Source organism: Vibrio superstes (assembly GCF_003569005.1).
GTDB lineage: Bacteria > Pseudomonadota > Gammaproteobacteria > Enterobacterales > Vibrionaceae > Vibrio > Vibrio superstes.
The window spans coordinates 1-20,512 of the sequence record NZ_BCUR01000001.1 but is presented as its reverse complement, the minus strand read 5'-3'; the positions used below and the strand labels follow the sequence as shown (position 1 = coordinate 20,512).

General features: G+C 42.7%; 19 protein-coding genes. 12 read left to right on the top strand and 7 right to left on the bottom strand.

Annotation, left to right across the window (positions count from 1 at the left end; translation table 11 throughout):
• Window positions 1-91: 91 nt before the first annotated feature.
• Window positions 92-370: a hypothetical protein gene (locus tag D5I41_RS00095; protein ID WP_119007917.1), complete on the bottom strand. Its 279-nt coding sequence runs from the start codon at window positions 368-370 to the stop codon at window positions 92-94.
• A gap of 388 nt (window positions 371-758) precedes the next feature.
• Here D5I41_RS00095 and D5I41_RS00090 point away from each other — a divergent pair, with 388 nt between their 5' ends.
• The 7 genes from D5I41_RS00090 to D5I41_RS00060 all read left to right on the top strand — a co-directional run bounded on the left by D5I41_RS00090 (window position 759) and on the right by D5I41_RS00060 (window position 9,344).
• Complete coding sequence (locus D5I41_RS00090; protein WP_119007916.1) at window positions 759-1,991, top strand: glycosyltransferase; 1,233 nt, start codon at window positions 759-761, stop codon at window positions 1,989-1,991.
• Entirely contained in the window at window positions 1,981-3,141 is a 1,161-nt protein-coding gene (locus D5I41_RS00085; RefSeq protein WP_119007915.1) for a glycosyltransferase, read from the top strand. The genes D5I41_RS00090 and D5I41_RS00085 overlap by 11 nt, the downstream gene beginning before the upstream one ends.
• A complete protein-coding gene (locus D5I41_RS00080; protein WP_119007914.1) occupies window positions 3,141-4,544 on the top strand; it encodes a lipopolysaccharide biosynthesis protein in 1,404 nt (467 codons plus the stop codon). The genes D5I41_RS00085 and D5I41_RS00080 overlap by 1 nt, the downstream gene beginning before the upstream one ends.
• Complete coding sequence (locus D5I41_RS00075; protein ID WP_119007913.1) at window positions 4,544-5,935, top strand: O-antigen ligase family protein; 1,392 nt, start codon at window positions 4,544-4,546, stop codon at window positions 5,933-5,935. Before D5I41_RS00080 ends, D5I41_RS00075 begins: the two co-directional genes overlap by 1 nt.
• 130 nt (window positions 5,936-6,065) lie before the next feature.
• Window positions 6,066-6,812, top strand: coding sequence for an acyltransferase (locus D5I41_RS00070; protein WP_119007912.1), 747 nt, complete (start codon window positions 6,066-6,068; stop codon window positions 6,810-6,812).
• Entirely contained in the window at window positions 6,805-7,923 is a 1,119-nt protein-coding gene (locus D5I41_RS00065) for a glycosyltransferase (protein ID WP_119007911.1), read from the top strand. The genes D5I41_RS00070 and D5I41_RS00065 overlap by 8 nt, the downstream gene beginning before the upstream one ends.
• Window positions 7,920-9,344 (top strand): GNVR domain-containing protein, encoded by a 1,425-nt coding sequence (locus D5I41_RS00060; protein WP_119007910.1) that lies wholly within the window; start codon window positions 7,920-7,922, stop codon window positions 9,342-9,344. The genes D5I41_RS00065 and D5I41_RS00060 overlap by 4 nt, the downstream gene beginning before the upstream one ends.
• 162 nt (window positions 9,345-9,506) lie before the next feature.
• Here the strand turns inward: D5I41_RS00060 and D5I41_RS00055 are convergent, their stop codons facing one another.
• The 4 genes from D5I41_RS00055 to D5I41_RS00040 form a co-directional block, all read right to left on the bottom strand.
• Window positions 9,507-9,686, bottom strand: a complete 180-nt coding sequence (locus D5I41_RS00055) for a hypothetical protein (protein ID WP_119007909.1) — start codon at window positions 9,684-9,686, stop codon at window positions 9,507-9,509.
• Between the two features lie 158 nt (window positions 9,687-9,844).
• Window positions 9,845-10,603, bottom strand: coding sequence for a metal-dependent hydrolase (locus D5I41_RS00050; protein WP_119007908.1), 759 nt, complete (start codon window positions 10,601-10,603; stop codon window positions 9,845-9,847).
• Between the two features lie 227 nt (window positions 10,604-10,830).
• The gene (locus D5I41_RS00045; RefSeq protein ID WP_208639131.1) at window positions 10,831-10,950 is read right to left on the bottom strand and encodes a helix-turn-helix domain-containing protein; all 120 of its coding nucleotides are present in this window, start codon (window positions 10,948-10,950) and stop codon (window positions 10,831-10,833) included.
• Between the two features lie 86 nt (window positions 10,951-11,036).
• Complete coding sequence (locus tag D5I41_RS00040; protein WP_119007907.1) at window positions 11,037-11,444, bottom strand: VOC family protein; 408 nt, start codon at window positions 11,442-11,444, stop codon at window positions 11,037-11,039.
• Window positions 11,445-11,676: 232 nt separating this feature from the next.
• On the opposite strand from D5I41_RS00040, the gene D5I41_RS00035 reads away from it, so the two are divergent.
• The 5 genes from D5I41_RS00035 to D5I41_RS00015 all read left to right on the top strand — a co-directional run bounded on the left by D5I41_RS00035 (window position 11,677) and on the right by D5I41_RS00015 (window position 16,310).
• Window positions 11,677-13,059, top strand: a complete 1,383-nt coding sequence (locus D5I41_RS00035; protein ID WP_119007906.1) for an MATE family efflux transporter — start codon at window positions 11,677-11,679, stop codon at window positions 13,057-13,059.
• Between the two features lie 200 nt (window positions 13,060-13,259).
• Window positions 13,260-13,805: a TetR/AcrR family transcriptional regulator gene (locus D5I41_RS00030; RefSeq protein ID WP_119007905.1), complete on the top strand. Its 546-nt coding sequence runs from the start codon at window positions 13,260-13,262 to the stop codon at window positions 13,803-13,805.
• A 94-nt stretch (window positions 13,806-13,899) separates the two neighbouring features.
• Window positions 13,900-14,406 (top strand): GNAT family N-acetyltransferase, encoded by a 507-nt coding sequence (locus D5I41_RS00025; RefSeq protein WP_119007904.1) that lies wholly within the window; start codon window positions 13,900-13,902, stop codon window positions 14,404-14,406.
• 106 nt (window positions 14,407-14,512) lie between these two features.
• On the top strand, window positions 14,513-14,770 hold the full coding sequence (locus D5I41_RS00020; RefSeq protein ID WP_119007903.1) for a YjhX family toxin: 258 nt from the start codon (window positions 14,513-14,515) through the stop codon (window positions 14,768-14,770).
• A 415-nt stretch (window positions 14,771-15,185) separates the two neighbouring features.
• Entirely contained in the window at window positions 15,186-16,310 is a 1,125-nt protein-coding gene (locus tag D5I41_RS00015) for a M14 family metallopeptidase (protein WP_119007902.1), read from the top strand.
• Window positions 16,311-16,391: 81 nt separating this feature from the next.
• Here the strand turns inward: D5I41_RS00015 and D5I41_RS00010 are convergent, their stop codons facing one another.
• Entirely contained in the window at window positions 16,392-17,351 is a 960-nt protein-coding gene (locus D5I41_RS00010; RefSeq protein ID WP_119007901.1) for a hypothetical protein, read from the bottom strand.
• A gap of 748 nt (window positions 17,352-18,099) precedes the next feature.
• Window positions 18,100-19,731 (bottom strand): sensor domain-containing diguanylate cyclase, encoded by a 1,632-nt coding sequence (locus tag D5I41_RS00005; RefSeq protein WP_119007900.1) that lies wholly within the window; start codon window positions 19,729-19,731, stop codon window positions 18,100-18,102.
• Between the last annotated feature and the right edge of the window lie 781 nt (window positions 19,732-20,512).

Here is a 20,512-nt window from a genome sequence, read left to right as displayed (position 1 = left end):
TTAAATGCTAACAACGCTATCATTACACCCCGTTCACTGAAGTAAAACCAACATGAAAATGCCCAGCGTTGTCAGTCTACTTAACTTATTTTTAAAGGATATTTCTACGACGAGCTTCTTTTTTATAGCTAGCTTCACGATAAAGCCAAAGAACACCATTGCCTATAAGCATTAGTATTGTAAATAACGCATAGTTAGAAGCTTGACTCTGGATAAATGCAGGAACACCTTGCTCACTAATGGAAGAATATTGGAAGACAATACTAAAAACCAGATAGAAAGCTACAGCCCCAAGAGTGCTTTTGAACAGCCAACTTAAGAAGCCCTGCTCTCGCTTTTTTTGCCAAATTTCAAACACTTTGTCGTTCATATAACTACCTAACTTAATTTCCCTTGTTGCAGAATTTGATACTTTCACTTTGCATGTTATCACTTTTACTAGTGCAACGCCTCCCATACACATGTCGCTCAAAAGCTCAACAGACCCTAGCAACAATGATTAAAGTTTTTGAACTATCAAAATCCACTCACAAGAAATCAAACGAACGAAACAACACAACACAACACAAAAACTGAAATGGTTTTAAAGAGGCTAAATACCACCACTTGCAACGATTTCAAAACTATTCATTCTGATTCTCAATTTGGGAATGATCATCTTGGCTAATGAAATCCAAATAAAAACAATTACTTAAAATTGGCATCCTAATTGCAGTACCTCTAACAGTTACCATTTTAATGCTGTTAGGGAGAAAGGAATGCACCCAACCACCAACCTACTTATTGTTCACTATGGAGATGATTGGATCAGAGGCAGTGAAGCGTGTCTTTTGAACCTTCTAGATTCACTGTCGACTAACTTCAAACCTGTGGTTTGGACTAACAATAAAGTACTGGTTCGTGAACTAACAGCGAAGGGCGTTACTGTACATTCTGCAAGCTTTGAGTTGATTAGCCTTCAGCAATCAGCCTTCAATGTGAAAGCGTCACTAGCACTGTATAAAACGGCGTTAGCCATCATTTCCGAGCACAACATTAACCTTATCCATGTTAATAGCGGCGCACCTTGTCAGTGGATGACCTTGGCAGCAAAAGCAAAGCGCATTCCAATGCTCTGCCAACTCCACAGTCCTTATAACCTGCATGACCGCTTCACACTTACTCTTCATTCAGCCCAGCGTTTAGTGGCAGTTAGCCATGCTGTTGCTAAGCCAATGCTTGATGAAGGCTACCCAAAACAACACCTTACCGTTGTTCATAACGGCATCCCAAATATCGATCTAAGCCAACCGCTAGATGTAAGAGACCGCCTAAATATTCCGTCAAGTGCAAGAGTACTTGTCAGTGTCGGCTCTCTTATTACACGCAAAGGCTTCGATAAACTCATTCAGGCCCTTGCTCGCTTAAACAGTAGCCAGGATCAGCATCACCTCATCATTATTGGAGAAGGGAGCGAGCGTCTGAATCTAATTAATCAGATCCATACACTGAATCTAAACACTAGAGTTCACCTCGTTGGAGAGCAATCTAACGTCAGTGCTTGGCTTGCAGGTGGTTGCGACCTATTTGTCAGCGGCGCTAGAAGCGAAGCCTTTGGCTTGGTGTTAGTAGAGGCATCTCTAGCGGGACTTGCTGTTGTTGCCCCAAACGTTGGTGGCATAAGTGAGGTCATTGAACACAACTCCACCGGACTGTTATATGAAAACGGTGACAACGAAATAGATTCGATAGTTGGTGCAGTAAAACAGCTTATACAAAGCCCAGAGACTCGCGAAGTTTTGACAAACAGAGGAAAACAAGTCGCTAAAGACCGCTTTTCACTGGAAGGAAACACCACTCAGATGGAGTCTATTTATAACCAACTACTAGAAGAAGGTGTAAAACAATCTTGGTGGGCATGGTTTAGCTCCCTACTGCGCCCATTGACTACTTTCTTTAGAACGCGATGCTTAGCCGAATGTAAATCAGTAAGGAGCGCACATGAAGCCTAATCATTGCATCATATTTGACCCTATTCCATATCATGGAGGGTCGAAAATCGCTACTCAGCTCGCCATTAAGCAAGTTAATGACGGGACAGTGTTTCACGTGCTTAGCGCCTCACCTATGAGTTGGAATCAAGACCAAAGCAATAAGCTCAGCGTCACTACCTTAGTTCTGCCTCAATGCCTTGCTATTCAAACTCAAGGCTTAGGGTACTGGGCAAAGCAGGCTTACCTAGCTTTTTATCTAACCATGTTTACTGCATGGCTTGTGCTTACCCATATCAAAAGACCAAACACGCTACTTATGGCATCGGGCCCAGGCGTGGATTTTGCGGGTTACGCTGTCTCTAAGCTAATGCAAATTCCCCTACTACAGCTTATTCACGGACCTGTGGGAAAAAGCAGCGCCGCAAAGTGGTGTCTCAACCAAGGGCATCCGACTTTCTATTTGCAATCAGCTGAGCCAAGTTTGCTTTTATGTATGGATAGCGACACGCTTCCTACTAGCTTCTATACGTTCACCAATGGTTTGGATGAAAATGATTACCCTTCAACTCATTCGTTTGTCAGCGATGGCACTACAACCTTCTACTGGGCAGCGTCGCTTCTAAAATGGAAGGGGTTGGACATCCTTAAACACGCCATTGAACTGGCAAAATCCAGATCACAGATCACAATCAATATCTGTTATATCAAGCCTCACAACTCAAATGCGGAGCAGTCCTTTGTTGATACCAGCATTCCTAACTCTTGTTGGTTTAAAGAACCTAAGAACCTTGATGAAATCAGAAAAAAATCGGACGTTTATATTTCCACCAGTACCAATGAACCCTTTGGTTTATCTACCCTAGAAGCCCTAGCGGCGGGACTTATCGTGGTCATTCCGAGAGATAATGCATTCTGGGATCAGAAGTTACAGCATAACGTAAACTGCATCAAATACACCACAAATGACGCCCAAAGCCTAAGCCAAACTATGTCGCACATTGCTAAAAACCTGGACCAATACCAAAGCATTGCGAAACAGGGACAAAAGGTCGCAACACAATACCTAGCAAGTAACACCTACCGCGATATTGCGCGGGCAATAGAGACAAAATGCTCTCATCATCAGACTTTAGTGAGTGGATCTGAAATCAAATCGGGAGAGCATTAATGAGACTCCCTACTGTATCGGACGTGCAGAAACAAATGCTCGGCTATGCGTTCGCTCTGTTTTTCATGAAGGGGTTGTCCCTTATTATGTTGCCAATCACAACTCGCTTTCTAACGCCTGCTCAAATAGGTGAGTTGGAGTTGCTCGCGGTTACTGCATCCTTCATTGGTATTTTGTTATCCGCTAGCCTGCACGAAGCCTTGTACCGATACTGCGCCGAACAAACAACTAAAAAACAGAAACATACAACGGCAAGTAATCTGTTTACCCTAACCTTATTAATCTCAATTTCATTCGCTTGCATAGGATTGTTAGTGACCCTGTCACTAGAGTGGCGAGAAACATGGGTTCTTTCGAGGCATGCCGTATTAGTTCTCTGGGTGTCACTGACCATTGAAGGCGCAATTGCAATATCGTTAGCTTGGCTAAGAATGCTCGATAAAGTAAAAGCGTTTTGCCGCATCTGTATCACCACCAGCCTGCTTCAAGTAGCGCTTGTCTTAACATCGTTGCAATTAGGCTATGGCGTCGTTGGAGTGCTTGTCGCTGGTTTCATTGCCCATTTAGTACAGTTCTCACTGCTTATCCTTGCAAGCAAACTCACCGTTACTCCTCCTAGCACTCAGTTTATCAACACTACCCTGCGCTACTCATTGCCTCTAATGCTGTCGGGCTTAGTTGCGTTTGGGCTCAATGGCGCAGAGCGCTGGTTGATGCTAGAGGGTGAGTCTCTCACCATGGTGGGCCAATATGCGGTGGCTGCAAAGTTTGCTCTAGCGATGTGCGTTCTTGTCCAGCCTTTTGGTATGTGGTGGATGCCAAAGCGCTTTGTTGTTGCAAACAGCAATCCTTTAAAAGCGGCTAGAACGACTGAGCTTGGCATCATGTATGTGTGTCTGCTGGCGCTGTTCATTGCGCTGTTTGGTCATTGGTTGTTGGCATTTGCCTTGACTGAAGACTACGCAATTGCGGGGCAGCTATTGGTTGGCGCTTTACTCATGGTATTGGGCAAAGAACTCGCTGAACTTGTTAACCTTGGTCTACTTCAAAACAAACAAACCAAGACCATCTTAAAGGTTAACCTTTGCACCACTGTATTGACCTTAATATGGTGCGGCTTTACCTATCATTGGGGTATCTGGTCAATCATGTTGAGTATCGGGGCCGCGCAATTAATGAGAGCGCTAATCCTTTACAAGCTTTCACAGCGCCAACATGCTCTGCCATTTCGTAGCTTGAGATTAGGCTTATACCCGTTGATTACGCTTGCTGGATTATCTGTTATCCAGTTGGGCTCAAGTATCCAAGGTATTGCCTCGCTCGTTTGTTCAGTCCTACTGCTAATCGCGACCTACACAATAGTGCTACCACAGCATACCCTAGCAAAAAAGATAGGTGCGTAATGACACCTTCAATTAACCATTCAGCCAACTCAATGACTGCGCCTAGTGTTATTGCAACAGTCGCCATTACCTTGACCATCGCCTTGATTTGGTGGAAGGTTCCTCATCCAGCAGTTGGCCTAGCCCTATGTCTACTGCCCATTGCAGTGCTAGTGGTTGTGAAACACTTGTTTTGGTTTGTAACCCTATTTGTTGTGTTCTCTTTTTTCAGAATCCACGAAGTCATTCCAGTGCTAATGCCATTTAAGATCCCACTGTTATTGTCCCTTGGCGCCTTAGCCTCTTTATGTTGGCACTCATTGATAAGCAGGCAGCTTAAAGTCTATTGGCACCCTTCCATGAAATGGTTAGTGATGTTTTGGGCTTTAGTTGCCATTGGTTTAGCGTTCGCGACTAACCGCGGTGAAGCCTTATCAACCTTCAAAGGGATCTACTGGAAAATCATGTTGATGACCTTGGCCATCATTTGGATCATCAACACCAAAGAACAACTATCAAAGATCTGTTGGACCATAGTCGCCGCAGGTGGCCTAGTGGCCTGTGTCGCTTTATTTAACTCAGTGAACGGTATTGGATTAGTTGAAGGCTCTCGAGTAACGATAGGACGCCAAATTGGCTCTATGCTGGGCGATCCTAATGACTTAGCACTCGTACTGTTGTTTCCATTGGCATTTTCTGCGAGTTTTTTCTTTAATAGTCGTCAATCAAGGATCAGTCGCTTAATCGGGTTCACCGTTCTCGCTCTACTCTCGATGGCCATTATTGCGACGCAAAGTCGTGGTGGCCTGCTAGGCATGGTAGCGGTATACGCTGTGTATATAAACCAAGCAGTTCGCTCTAAGATATTGCTTGTGAGCCTTGGGACTGTCGGATTAACCATACTTTACTTAGCTGCCGGGATTTCAGAACGTGCCTCTGGTGGCGCGGCTGAAGCGGGGATAGATTCTTCCTCTATGGGACGCTTATATGCATGGGAGGCAGCAGCGAAGATGGCTGTTGAGAATCCTTTCACTGGCGTCGGAATCAATAACTTTTACTCCAACTACTACTTTTACAGTTCTCACTGGGACGGGCTAAATCATGCTGTACACAGTACATGGTTTGGCGTTTTGGCTGAAACAGGGTTCTTAGGTCTCATTGTATTTATCACTTTGATTGTCTCTTTGCTTCGCACAGCTATGCAGTCTCTTAATTGCATCAAAGCATTAGTAACCTCATCACCCTATCTCGAAAGCTCGGCAAACGCTGTCTACGCTGGACTAATTGGTACTATCGTATCGGGCACCTTTCTTACTCAGGCCTTCGTATGGCCAATCTACATACTGGCTGCGCTGATTATCTGTGTCTCGAGTATTGTTCAAAACGATTCTCAAATTGAGAAACCGCAATAGTCATTACCTAAGCCATTGCTTTTATTGACTTATATTTTTGGCACGTTCTGTGTATTACCACTATAGGAAAGCGATATCGGTAATGCACATTTGCAAAACCTTTCCGCTAAATGCACAAAGGAACGTTGCTATGAACGTATTAGATGCCAATCAGCTAAAACAAAAACTAAAAACCAGCCAAAGCCCACTAGGGAAGAAGCTCTTTTCACTGGTTAAAGCAGTACGTGTTTGCGATATCCGATATCCAATGGTGCTAAATAGGCTTGTCTACACATCGTATGTAGGTTTTAGAAACGGCTTTAACTTCATCCTTCGTGTACTTGTTGAAACACCCGCTTTCCGAGGTCGCTGTCAACGCTCAGGTAAAGCACTTTACCTGTACGGCGGAGTGCCTTTTGTGTCTGGTCCACTGGCTATCACCCTTGGTGACCATTGCCGAATCTCTGGGCAAACAACCTTTAGCGCCAGCGCTCACACGGTCAACCCTTCTCTCAGTATTGGCTCCAACGTCGGAATAGGATGGCAAACCACCATCGCTGTTGGTACAAAAGTGATCATTGAAGACAACGTTCGTATCGCCGGCAAGGCAAACCTGTTTGGCTACTCTGGCCATCCAATGGATGCGAGAAGAAGAGCAAAAGGCGAACCTGATGACATTAGCCAGATCGGCGACATTGTATTAAAGCGAGACTGTTGGTTAGGCACTAGCTGTATTGTGAAATCAGGCGTCACTATTGGCCAAGGCGCGGTTATTGCTTCAGGCAGTGTCGTCACAGAAGACATTCCCCAATTTGTTGTCGCAGCGGGCGTTCCGGCAAAGGTGATTAAGTACATATCCCAAGAAACACATTGTGAACAAGGAAGTGGGCATGCGTGATCTCATCGTATTTGGTGAAGACTTTGGCGGTCTTCCTTCTAGTACCCAACACATAATTACTCGCTTGAATCCGCAGCGTCGGATTCTTTGGGTTAATTCCATTGGTTTGCGCAGACCTCGTTTATCCGCAAGCGATATGAAGCGCGCATACAGCAAGCTGTTTTCAAAAAACACGAACAAAGGGTCAATGGCAACCAAAGTAGATAGTATCCCAAGCAATATGGAAGTAATAAGCCTAAAAACCTTACCTGCACCAAAGTTTGCATGGGAGCGAAAGCTAGCAAAAAGCTGGATGGCGTCTCAATTAGCGCCAACGCTTGAACGCCTCGAGTTTAACAATCCGATTTTGTGGACCTCATTGCCAACAGCCGCTGACTTATGTGGTCATATCAATGAGTCTTCTGTCGTGTATTATTGCGGTGATGACTTTGGCGCACTGGCAGGTGTTGACCATAAAACGGTGATCCAACATGAGAACAAGCTTACCGATAAGGCCAACCTTATTCTAACGGCCAGCGAAGCGATGCAACAACGCTTCCCTGCATGTAAGACACAGTTACTACGACACGGTGTTGATTACGAACGCTTTTCTACTCCAGTTCCTCGTGCCGATGACCTTCCAACAGGAAAACCCATCGCAGGATTTTATGGCAGCCTTTCCAACTGGCTAGACTACGACCTAATTAACCAAACGGCCAAAGCGATGCCTGATTGGAATTTCGTGTTTATTGGCCAGAACGAATTAGGCTATAACCCATTTGTGGAACTCGACAATATTCACCTGCTTGGTCCGCGTCCTCACCACCAACTTCCAAGTTATTGCCAGCATTGGGACGTCAGCCTTTTGCCTTTTATTCTTAATGAGCAAATCAAAGCCTGCAGTCCGTTAAAGCTCATGGAATATGTGGCATGTGGAACACCTGTTATCACCACACGCTTCCCTGCCCTAAAGCCGTTTGAAGACCAAGTTAATGTGGTCAATGACAGCAGGCAACTCATTGATTGCTTGAGTTGCTATCAGAGTCTCACCCCTTGCCAGAGTCGTAGCGTTGAGAACGAAAGTTGGCAGCAACGCTCTCAGTTTGTAGACTGGTTATTGGAGTTATTATGATTGAGCTTAAACTGCGCATAGCTGGATTAATAGTGAGTACCTGGCGCCGTCGTTGGGTCATATTACTGCCTGCTTTGATCCTCCCTTTACTGGCTATTGGGGTATCCAAACTCGCCCCTACAAACTACAAAGCGCATACCAGTATGCTCATCCAAGAAACGGCTAAAATGAATCCATTTCTTCAAGATCTTGCCGTATCTACCATGCTTAACGACCGCTTGAATGCGGTAAAAACATTACTTAAAAGTCGTCATGTCCTTTCGACCGTTGCTCTTGAGCTTGGGCTTATTAACGAAAACAGTTCTAACTATGAAAAAGACCAAGTAATGGCAAAAATAGCAGCAAATCTTAACGTAGTTCAGCAAGGAAAAGATCTTCTAAAGATCGAGTACTCAGCCCCTTCTCCTGATGGGATGAAAGAGCTACTCGAGTCTGTGAGTCGTCATTTTATTGAACAGTTGTTAGCTCCCGAGCGATCGTCAATTCGCGACTCAAGTACCTTTTTAAACGAACATATTGAAAAGCGCTTTTCAGACTTGCAAATGGCTGAGCAAAAGCTTGCTGACTACACCAATGTCCACTCCTCATTAACCCCAGAGATCCGCTCACAAAGCTACGCACGCATAGCGGTGTTAAAACAAAGTCTTGCTGAAAAAGAGGCAGAGCTGTTTGGCGTAGAACGAAGCCTTGGCTCTCTAGATCAACAGCTATCTAGCACCAATCCTGTTGTGGGCCGTATTGAGGACAAGATTATTGAGATCCGTAGCGAATTAACGCTTCTACAAGCAAGATACACGGAGAATCACAGCTCGGTACAAGCAAAGAAAAGAGAGCTAAAACGTTTAGAGCACGAGCGTGAGGTACTGCTAAATTCAAACCAACCAACACTAAATACCGACCAACTTCGTAATATGGCAAGTAGTCAAAATCTCAACAGCCTTACTAGTATTCAGCCATTGTTGATGAGTCAATTGCAAAGTCTACAACAAGTGCAAAGTCGCTTTGAGGCACTTACCGAGGAGACGGCCCGATTAACCATTATGATTGCGGAGCTAGAACAGAAAACCCAAGGCTACGGTGATAACGTGAAAGAGATCTTTAGCCTACAACGAGATGTAGAAATGAAGCGCCAGTTGTACGAAGAACTAGTGCAGCGTTATGAAATGGCACAGCTAACCGGCGCTTTGGGTGTCTTTGAAGAGAACAAACGAGTAAAGATCATTGATTTGCCATTTACACCAAGCTCTCCCTCAAACTGGCCGACCATATTTTATGTAATATTGGGATTAATTGGTGGATTAGGGTTAGGAGTGGGTCTTGCCGTTCTTTTGGAGTTGTTCGACACCACCCTACGAAGCAAAGCTGATGTAGAGTCTATGACCTCCATTCCTGTCATTGCTATTGCGCCGCAACACGGATAATTACACGTAAACTAATGCACATAAAAAAGAACAAACCGAGGTTTGTCCTTTTAGTTTAATACCAATCACAGTAAGTAAGTGGTCAGAAATAGCGTTTTAACAAGCTAGGGTGAGCAGTTATTTACTACGATTGGTATAAGCCATTGACGTTGTTATTGTTTATTAGTCTAGTTCACAATGCACATATAGCACTTCGGTTTCTTCTTTATTGAGCTTACTCGCAATAGCAGCGCCGGCTTTATTGCATTCTTCAAAAGACGTAAATTGAGTATTAACATCAAGCTCTGCCGTGCTTTGTGCACCGCCCATCATTAGGCTAAGGATGAGTGTAAGTTCGTACATGGTATTGCCTCTTCATTAGAGAGCAAAGGCATCCACTTTTTCAAGTTAAGACTATTAGATTCCATCCAAAGCACTTTGCTGATAGGCGACAATACTAATCATTCACAGACAATAATACTTACCATTAGACGTCATTAAGGCTGAAAACCTGTATCGTGTCAGATGGTGTTTTGGCTCATCGCTTTACGCGTAGAGGTAATCACTTCATCAAAGAAGTGAACCACTTCCCCTTTGTTTAACCAATCCGGTTTAAAACGAAACTCGCTCCAATTACTCACCTTATGCCAAGTATTATCTAGTGCAGGGCCATGCACATATAACACCGCGATCAGCAGGCACTGGCAAGCGCTAATGAAAGGGTTTTTAGGCGAGAATACTTTTAGGGCTGTACCAAAAGACATCTTTATCCGTCTATTGGCCAAATCTACGCTATACAACTCATCTAGGACAAGATGAACTACGCCACCAAAACATATGAAGGCACCAGAAAGCCATGCAGTTACATCGCTATAGCCGAGTAAAAACACCAACCAGACAATGAGCAACCCTGACATAGCAATGAACGCCAATGAATGGCAAGAACCCCGATGAACAGTGAGTTTCTCAAGCATTGCTTTTAGGTTGTATCGAATGGATAAATAGCAAAATAAACTATAAATAATCAGTTCTAGCATGGATACCGTAAGGTAAATATGACCCACGAAGCTGAACGTGGTGAGCGCTCCAAACAAGCGAAAGAGCGTACTCATTGAGGTTGAGTTATCGGAATCGATATCAGGTAACAACCCACCTATCGTACCTAGTAATATCAACCAAAGTGCGGTAATGGGTACAATGTGCCCTGCCGATAGCAGGGCTGTCGCCGCTAAACTACTCGTCAGCGCGGCTGTTCCAAGATGTGTATTGAAATTAGCCACTGTAATCACATTTACAAAGACAGCTATATCATCAAGACCTAAGGGCTCTCCCTATTAATAACGTCTTGTCTAATCGCTATCATTGCCTTTTAAAACTGGATAAATAAACAGTATACATCCTAAATGAATATAACTGTACTAAATCACAGTATTTAACTCATAGTTTGTGTTAATAGCCTTTATTTTGATCAAATTCGCGAAATAATTTATGAATCAGTCAATTACCTTTAGGCAATACTTTCCAATAGCGCCTTAGGTTGTCTCCATTGCTTAGGGGATTTACCGTACATACGCTTAAATTCACGACTAAACTGCGATGAACTCACATACCCCACTGTCATCGACATTCATACCTGCTGCGATGAAAAACGCATAAATACTCGGAATATTATAAGAGTGATTTGTTCTTAACCCGCTGTATTTACGATGAAAATTAAACGTTATTCAATTCCAGTAGATCCCATTTATTTCCATAAAGATCCTGGAATACCACTACTGTTCCGTACACCTCTTCGCGAGGTTGTTCATTGAAGGTAACTCCCCTGTCCTTCATGAGTTGATAATCTCGCCAGAAGTCATTGGTATGTAAAAACAGAAATACTCGACCACCGGTTTGGTTACCTACCGCTTGGAGTTGTTCCTTTTTACTGGCTTGAGCTAAAAGAAGATTAGTACCATTCGAGTTTGGTGGAGAAACCTGAACCCAGCGTTTGCCATCGCCCAAGTCGGTGTCTTCTATTAACTTGAATTGAAGCTTTTGGGTATAAAATTCAATCGCATCATCATAGTTTTCAACGACTAATGCGATACTTCCAATTTGCTGGTGTACTTCTTTCGACATTAAGTTTTCCAATATAAAAGCGCCTATTTTAGCAAAGAGTTGTTCTCTCTAGAATACTTCACCTTATGCTAGTTTGTCACAGCCTAGAAAGGAAATGGAACTTAGCCACCTCAGCAATACTTGACCCAAATAAACAAGGTGTTTATATTGACGCCACCCAACAGGCACATCCTAAAATGCACATCGCTATCCTGCCATCACTGGTGCATTTATATTGGTGTTTAGACTTTCCATGCTAACTAATTTTCGTCTCTTTACCCGTGAATCGGGTGCATTAATGCACCTATCCATTCCTATCATTCTGACTCAAATCGCAACCCAAGCTATGGGATTTGTTGATACGACAATGGCTGGACAAGTAAGTCCCGCGGATCTCGCGGCTATTGCCCTGGGTACCAGTCTCTGGGTGCCTGTACTATTGTTACTTAGGGGAATCATCATGGCTTTGACCCCCGTTGTTGCCTACCACCGAGGTGCTAAGGACTTTGGAAAAATATCGGTAGAGTTCTTTCAGATGATATGGCTAGTTTCACTCGCTAGTCTATTTCTTATTACTTACCTAACTAATGCCAAGCCAATATTAGAGTGGATAGACGTAGCGTCTGAAATCATTCCTATCGCTAGCGATTATGCCTTTGCTCTTGCTTTTGGTGTTCCTGGTATCGCTCTGTTTTATACGCTTAATGGATTTTGCGAAGGAATGAACAATACCAAGGTATCGATGATCGTCTCCGTAATAGGTTTACTAATTAACATCCCTGTTAACTATGTTTTGATTTACGGCAAGCTTGGGTTTCCTGAACTTGGAGCTGTCGGCTGTGGTTGGGCAACGAGTTTGGTGTATTGGTTGATGTCAGGTCTATTGTATTGCTACATAAGAGGTCATCAACACTACAAAAAAATCATTCGTTTTTCAGACGTAAAACCCAAGTTAAACGAAATGATTCACCTGTTAAAACTTGGCCTGCCTATTGGCATGAATATAGCGGTTTGTGGCAGCATTTTTGCGGTCATTGCACTTCTTATTGGACGTATTGGTGCGGAGAATGTCGCAGCAGCACAAATTGCGTTAAACATTTCAAGTTTGACCTACGTTATCCCTATGAGTATCTCTTTTGGCATCACCATTCGTGTTGGCCATGCGTTGGGTCAAAAAGACGAATCAAGTGCCATTGGTCGTAGCAAAATAGGTATTATGGTCGCTGGATTGGTATCCTTACTCTCCGTTACAACACTGCTTTTGTTTCCTGAATTTCTAATTAGGCTATACACCTCAGACCCTGCAATTAGTGCAACTGCCGCTACGCTGCTCACCTTAACCGCTATTTATCAGTTTAGTGACGCCCTGCAAACATCGGCCAATGGCGCACTGCGTGGATACAAAGATACAAAAGTACCGATGATATTAGCGATTGCTTCCTATTGGGGTCTTGCTCTCCCTTTAGGCGTTATTCTTGGATTAACTGACTACATAGTTCCGTCTATGGGAGAAAAAGGGTTTTGGGTTGGGATACTTTTGGGGTTAACTGTGGCAGCCGTACTAATGCTATTAAGACTTCGACATGTCATTAATCGCCGCGATGCAATACCATCTAAGGTCGCTATTTCGAGCTAATTCATAAATGTGCGTGTTTTCTTGTAAGACACGGACATTGTATTGTCTTTACTTACATACTCGAACAATCCAGAGAGATTAGATAAAGAATCAACATCGGTTTTTAAGTTCGATATCAAATTTAGACTGTTGACTTCAGATAACAGACTATTTACTATACACCAACTGAACGGCCGGTCAGGAAGTGAAAGAGTGATAAAATGGATAAACGAAATGAAATAATTAGAGTGGCTACACAACTGTTTACCGAAAATGGTTTTGAAAGCACTCCAATTTCAGCAATCTGTGGTCAAGCAGAAATTTCAAAAGGGCTCGTAATATATCACTTTAAAAATAAAAATGAACTGTTAAGAGAAGTATTTGTTTACATCACCCATATCATTGAAGAAGCAGACAAAAATGATCAGCATGTGACAAAAACAGAGAACAAACTAGAAGCCATGATTGATTCTATTTTTGATGGGATGACAGTACCAGAGCATCGAAAAATATATCAGTTTAACTTTAGTGTAATGGTTCACCCCAAAACTAGAGCATTGCTCTTAGACTTAATTCAAGAGCGTTATCTAGGTTTGCAATCATCGACAGAAGAAGTATTTCGAGCTTTGGGTTATGAAAATCCAGAAGTCGTAACAAAAATGTTTATCGCAGAAATCGACGGCATTGCAATGAATTATCTTTTAAACGACGGATTCCCGATAGAAGAAGTTAAGCGGGAATTTGCAAAAAAATATATCAATAAGTAAGACAAAAACTCATGCACTATAAAGTGCATGTTTTTTTTAAACAGATCCACTGACTGCACGTTCAGTCAGTGGATATAGAAACAGAGAGAATACCATGAAAACACCTTATCAAATCCAGTATGAATCCTTCGCAAAGGCTGGCGGCCTCTACGATGAAAGACACGCCAAATTGTATGCACAATTTGCCAATGACTTAATTGAAGACGGCAGTTTCTCTATCGTACACAAGGGAGTTGCGCACGCTTGCTATACACCGCTTGTCATAGAAGAAGCCAGACATTTGAAGTGTTATGTTTTAGCTCCATTAGCCGTACTGCCTGAATATCAGAGGCAAGGTTACGCAACGCAATTAATGGAAGAGGCAGAAAAGCAACTCGAGGCAGACGTGATTTTTGTAATGGGTGAACCACATCATTATGGTAATCGTTACAACACACCGCATCAGGTTCGCCCGCCAGTAGCAACAAAAGCGCCACTCGAATGTTGGTTTGCACGCGAATTAACGCCTGGCGCATTAGCGAATGTTGGATCATCAAGGTCAACAGTCAAAGGCCCCTATGCTGAACCTAATATGTGGGGACACCCGAGTGAGCAAGTTTAGTTGATAAAGTTTAGGGTTACGTTACCAGTAGCCCTTCCTTTCAACATGCTTGATTTCATTCCAAACCTTAATCAAGTAAACGCAAAATAAATAGGAAGAGAGTTAAATGAATATATCTAAACATGAACAAAGAGTCTTACATATCCTGGCACTAGGCGGCGAAATACAATATTTAAGGTACGACAACAAAAAGATAAAAGAAATTATGTGTTACACGCGTGAGGGTCATATTTTATCAGATTGCACTATCGAGTTATTTAAACGTCTAAAAACGAAAAAACTCATTAGTTCAAAACAAAGCACCCCATATCGAATTACGCGATTAGGTGCCGCTTCTGTACGCTCACAAATGGTCCAACGTTAAAATGAAAGTACGTGATGCATCTCAGACAGAGAATTTACGTTCTTTGGCACCTATTAAAATAGGTGCCGTGTTTTCGTTCATTACTCAGTAATAAATGTCGATCACTCAGCTATTTCCTCAAAAATCATGGTGAATAGAGTACTCGGAATTTAGAACATGAACGAACATACAGCTTGATCCCAAAAATAAGTACAACAAGCTACTCTCGTTAAATTAATGTCGAAATGCTCAGTAACGTTGAAACAAGGATTATAAGCACCAACGGCAATGTATTGGTCAATGAAACATAAGCGTATCGATGATACATCACAGCATCATTCATTTTTGCCAGTACAGATGAAAAGCAGAGTCAGTAATCGTTACCACACAAAATGTGATAGTCTAATTGCAACTCAATCACGAAAAGTTCGTCATCATGAAAATTTTCAGTAACTTCGAAAGCGGCAACATCAATGTTGTATCAGCAGATTCTCCACAAGACATTCAACTCACTATACCTGCTGATAACCAGACCGAAATTTCACAATGGTTTCACTTTCGCTTAGAAAGCGAAGCGCAACTAGCACACCATTTTACCATCAGTGAATTAGCGACTTCCGCATATCCTGAAGGCTGGAGTGACTACGATGTGGTTGCCTCTTATGATCGTGAGGAGTGGTTCCGTATACCTGCTCAGTTTGATGGCAACGAATTAACGTTTGATATCATTCCAGAGCACGACTCTATGTACTTTGCGTATTTTGCGCCTTACTCATACGATCGCCATCAAGACCTTTTGCACAGCGCACAAACGCACACTGCGTGTAAGCTAGAGACACTTGGGCATACGCTAGACAACAATGACATCAGCCTACTGACTATTGGTGAGCCAAGCCCTGAGAAGAAAAACGTTTGGGTCATTGGTCGTCAGCACCCAGGTGAAACTATGGCTGAGTGGTTTATCGAAGGCTTCTTACAACGCTTGCTTGATGAAACCGATACAGTGGGTCGTTCTCTACTCGATAGTGTTGTGATTCGTGTTGTTCCTAACATGAACCCAGACGGTAGTATTCGCGGTCACCTTCGTACCAATGGTATAGGTGTTAACCTTAACCGCGAATGGCAAACGCCTTCAATGGAGCGTAGCCCTGAGGTATTCCTAGTTAGAGAGCGCATGCTAGAAACAGGCGTGGACATGTTTTTGGATATTCACGGTGACGAAGCGATTCCCTATAACTTTGTTGCAGGTAGTGAGGGCATCCCTTCTTACAATGAACGCATCGCGCGTTTAGAGCAGCACTTCAAACAGGCACTGCTCACCATTACTCCTGAATTCCAAGATGAAATAGGCTACGACAAAGATGAGCCAGGTAAAGCTAACCTTACTGTGGGTTCAAACTGGGTAGCAGAGCAGTTTAAATGCTTGTCTTACACTGTCGAGATGCCGTTTAAAGATCATATCAGCCATGCCGATGAACTGTACGGCTGGTCTCCAGATCGCAGTGTTGCTTTTGGCCACGACATGCTAGCCGCTGTTTGGGCAACCGTTTCAGAGTTGTAATCTGTTTAGATGCAATCAAAAAGGCCTGAGAGCATTATTGTTCTCAGGCCTTATTTCTATGAAGGTGTCACTAAATTCGTTCTATTTAACTTCGTATATCAACAATACTTCATTATCCAAAACAACATTGGTTGACCAGATAAAGCTAGCGCCTGCCCCGCTGAACTTGTCGATAAAGTTCATATAGGCTTTCTTATTGTTTACACCAATCTCATCTTCTGTGTAGAGACTAGCCTTCGGCCAAGAGGTCGAATCAAACCCTTGAGCCATCCAATCACTGGGTATCTGCCAGTGAACAGCGTAAGCATCTTGTCCATTGTTGGTGCCCTCTGTGGTACACCCATCTGACAAGCGTTGATCGTTCACTTCCTTTAAACATGAGGGTTCATAAATTGGTGACGTATAAAAGGTTTGAGCTTGCCAGTCTGCATTGGTCACTGTGCCATCACTAAAGCTGGCAATAAAACCCCCATCCCCTGGATGAAAAGCCTTACCTCTATTGTCCTCAGACCCTAATCCAAGGTTTTCTTCCCAATCAATCACCTTTACCGCAATCGTGTAAGGTTTACTTACCTTGAACTTCACAATGCTAGAGTTAAACGGCGTAAAAGGAACGCTATCAACGGCGATAAGTGCTCCGTTGATATACAGCTCAAAGTAGTTGTCCGCAAAGATATAACCCGTGATTTCTTGTCCATCTGGGTCTACAACAACCACGGGCACCGAACCCTGATCGACTTCGGCGATGCTTTTCGGTGTAATACCTGCACACTCTTCATATAAATCGACAGCCTTAGGGGCAGAAGCAAAATTGTTTTCTGCTGGAACCGTCCAAACCTTACCCTCAGAATCAGTGATCTCACCAATACCTGCAACCCGACTGCGGCTATTCTCACACTCGAAAATATTCGCTTCAATGGTCTTAGCTGCGCCTTGGGAAATGCTGCCAGAACCAGAGTAGTTATTTGTATCACTAGCGCATGCAGAAAAAGTTAGTATTGCTGACGAAAGAGTGATCCAGCGTTTTGCTGTTATGGTCATTAGTCGCCTTTGATTTGAGCTGTCGAAATACTCTTAGCTTAGTTGTGAAGTTATCCCTACACAATTAAGTTACCTATATCTCATACCTAGTTCGGCTAAGGGTAAATTCTGTCTACGGGTTCAAACTCCTATCTTTTTTGATAGAAATTTAGCTGCATATTTAGGTAAAAACGTGACGAAGTTGAGACGATGAGTGTGTCATCCGAGACCAATGTTGTCTCGACCTACTCAGTTTTGGGAGGCGTTATGAGAAGAAGAAAACTAGGCCATGTAATGTCATTCAGCAGAATGTTTTCATTCATTTCCTTTCTATCAGCCACGCTCGCATGGATCTTAAGCATATATGCTGTGTTCGCCATTTCTGTGGCATCTCTTGTTGTCAGTGCATTTCTCTATTACCGAGACAAGCAACCTGCCTGACACTTAACAAGATAAAGAGCGCTTTTGCGTTCTTTAAGCTGGAAAATGTGAAGCCTTGTCATTGCTAGCGAAAATAGCTGCAGGAAGTCTAGGGACAGAAATTTGTCAGTGACTCTCCTAAATTAGTGATTCGCAGATAACTACAGGTATGGAAAAGTTGCATAACTTGGTGCAATGTCTTGATGATGCTGTTCCAAAATCCATATGCTGATAAAAACCTACTGCTGACGGGTTCAGTACGCTCACTTCTACCTCTATTAAAGCCTAGTTGTTTCATAACGCACTACAGAAATAGCTTGCCTATTTACTTTCAGACACTGATTTTTGTCTAGCTGCTGACCACCCTATTTTTCCCCTGATCCTTTGCTTGATACAGATTTTTATCGGCTCGCTTTAACAAGTGAGTTAGGTTATCGCTTGGTTGTATTTGACTGACACCAGCACTTAGGGTCATGCGACCGACATGGTCAAATCGCACCTCTTCAACCTGCTGCCGAAGTTTATTGGCTAAGTGATGCGCGTTGTTCAATTTGGTTTGAGGACAAAGGATAAGAAACTCTTCTCCGCCCCACCGACTGACAATATCTAAGCCTCGTACATGGTTTTTTAGTCGTTCAGCGATAGAACGAAGTACGGCGTCGCCAGTGTCATGGCCATAGCTATCATTAACTGACTTGAATGCATCAATGTCGATCATAATGAGTGAAAATGGGTCACAATAACGCTGGTAGCGTTCGTACTCTCGTTGCAACTCAATCTCCATTTTGTGACGATTCGACAAAGCTGTGAGTTGGTCTGTATATGACAGTCTTTTTAACTCGTCATTTTTTTGTGCGAGTAGTAAGTAGGCTTGATTGGTTTTGTCATTAAGGCGTTTAAGTTCAACAGATTTAGTATAAAACTCTTGAGTTGTAAGTTGCTCAACTTCTTGAGCAATAGTCCCAACTTCATTGTTTGGGTAGCGATAAGCACTTATAGACTCAGGGCACCCTTCTACTATGTAGGTTAACCGCTTTTGTAGTTCTGTTAGAGGTAGAGAAAAGCGTTTACTTAATGCATTGCTTTGTAATAAACCGAGAACAATAGCAAACAATGCGGCTATAGCACTGTTTTGAACGACGTCGTTGATAATCGGATTTACTATTTCGAATTTGTTCACTACCGTGATCAATTTCCAGCCTGTTTTATTCAGCGTACTTGTATAACCAATCGTTGTCGCCTTACCCAGTTCGTAGTCAAAATACCCTTGATCGGGGTTAATTTTTTGACCTACGAGGTCAGTAATATTCTTTGTTAACATGTCTGAGTCTGGATGAATGATGATATCTCCATCACCATTTACAACGAAACTATAATCCGATTGATACGAGGTTGTTTGCTGTTTCAGTATGTTGAGTATTTTGGCAACGGAACTATCAACTGAAAGTACCCCAATAACATTTTCGTTGTCATCCTTGAATGCAACACTGGTTGCTATTAACCATTCGTTGTCAGTTGCTTCTTGATAAGGCAGACCTGTTGAAATATGCGGATAAGATGCAACTGCCGCGGTATACCAAGGCCGTTTTGTTGGATCATAGTTTTCGGGGGGATCATAATCATTGATGAGCATTGTGGCATTCTCATACCCAGAGTAAATGTAACTTATGCGTTCATTGGCGTTTGAAACATCGGCGTAAAACCTAAGTAGTTCTGCATTCTTTTCGGAGCCAGATTCGCTAGCAGAAGCAACAACTTCGGTTTGTCCTACCACGAGTACAAAGTTACTTATTTCTCGAAAATGTCCATCTAAAAGATAATTTAAAGCCAGATTTCGTTGTTTTAAAACCTCGTGTGCTTTATTTACACCTACCTCGTAGAGCGCGTTTGACACAAAAGTACCGATCACCGCAATGAGCAAGAATGTCAGTAGCATACTGCTTTTGAATAGGTCTTTGCGAACGGTTGATTTGGAGGTCAATTTAAACACACCTTAAGCTTTTGTTTAATTGCGCGTCGCAACTATATTTTTTTGAGTGAATATACGGATTGAAATTTTATTAACTGGTTTATGTGCTGTTGTAATGATAGGAATTCACGCGTAAAGACTGATGAACTGCATATTGGTCGAGACAATACTTGAACACACGAATTCATCAAATTTGTGTTGTCTTCGAGCATGAACGCTTAGTTATTAAAAAGGACTATTACTAGGGTCTGTTGACCTTTTGAGGTTATTTAATCGCAAAAGGTCAACAGACCCTAACAACCGGACGTAACAAATTTAACACTAACTTGAGGAACAATAGGTTAAACATTATCTAATTAATACCGTAAAATTACCGCTTTTTGTGGGCGGTTTACACAAAGGCAAGATTTAGTATTTTGCTACTAAAAACAAACACATGGTTCATTTGTAGTCACTTTTGCTGAAATGAAAGGCAACCCATTCTGGATCAAAATAAAATTGGGGACTTTTGCGTGTAAACCTAGATATATGACTAGCACCAACTATTAAAAATAGTTGTTAAAGCGCAGTTGGAAGTCGATCTTTATAAGCACTCTGCTGGCATGAGAAAAAGTAGATCCAATTTCACCCTTTTCCCCTTCTAAAGCTCGATTGATTGCTTTAAAAGGTATGCTAAATGAGTTCCGTCCAAATCCCTTGGTAGTTAATGTAATGACAAAGTCGCTTGGTAATTAAGGTACGACAGAATTGCTTGGTGATCACATCCTGCGCCTAGACGGCCTAAAAGAGAAGT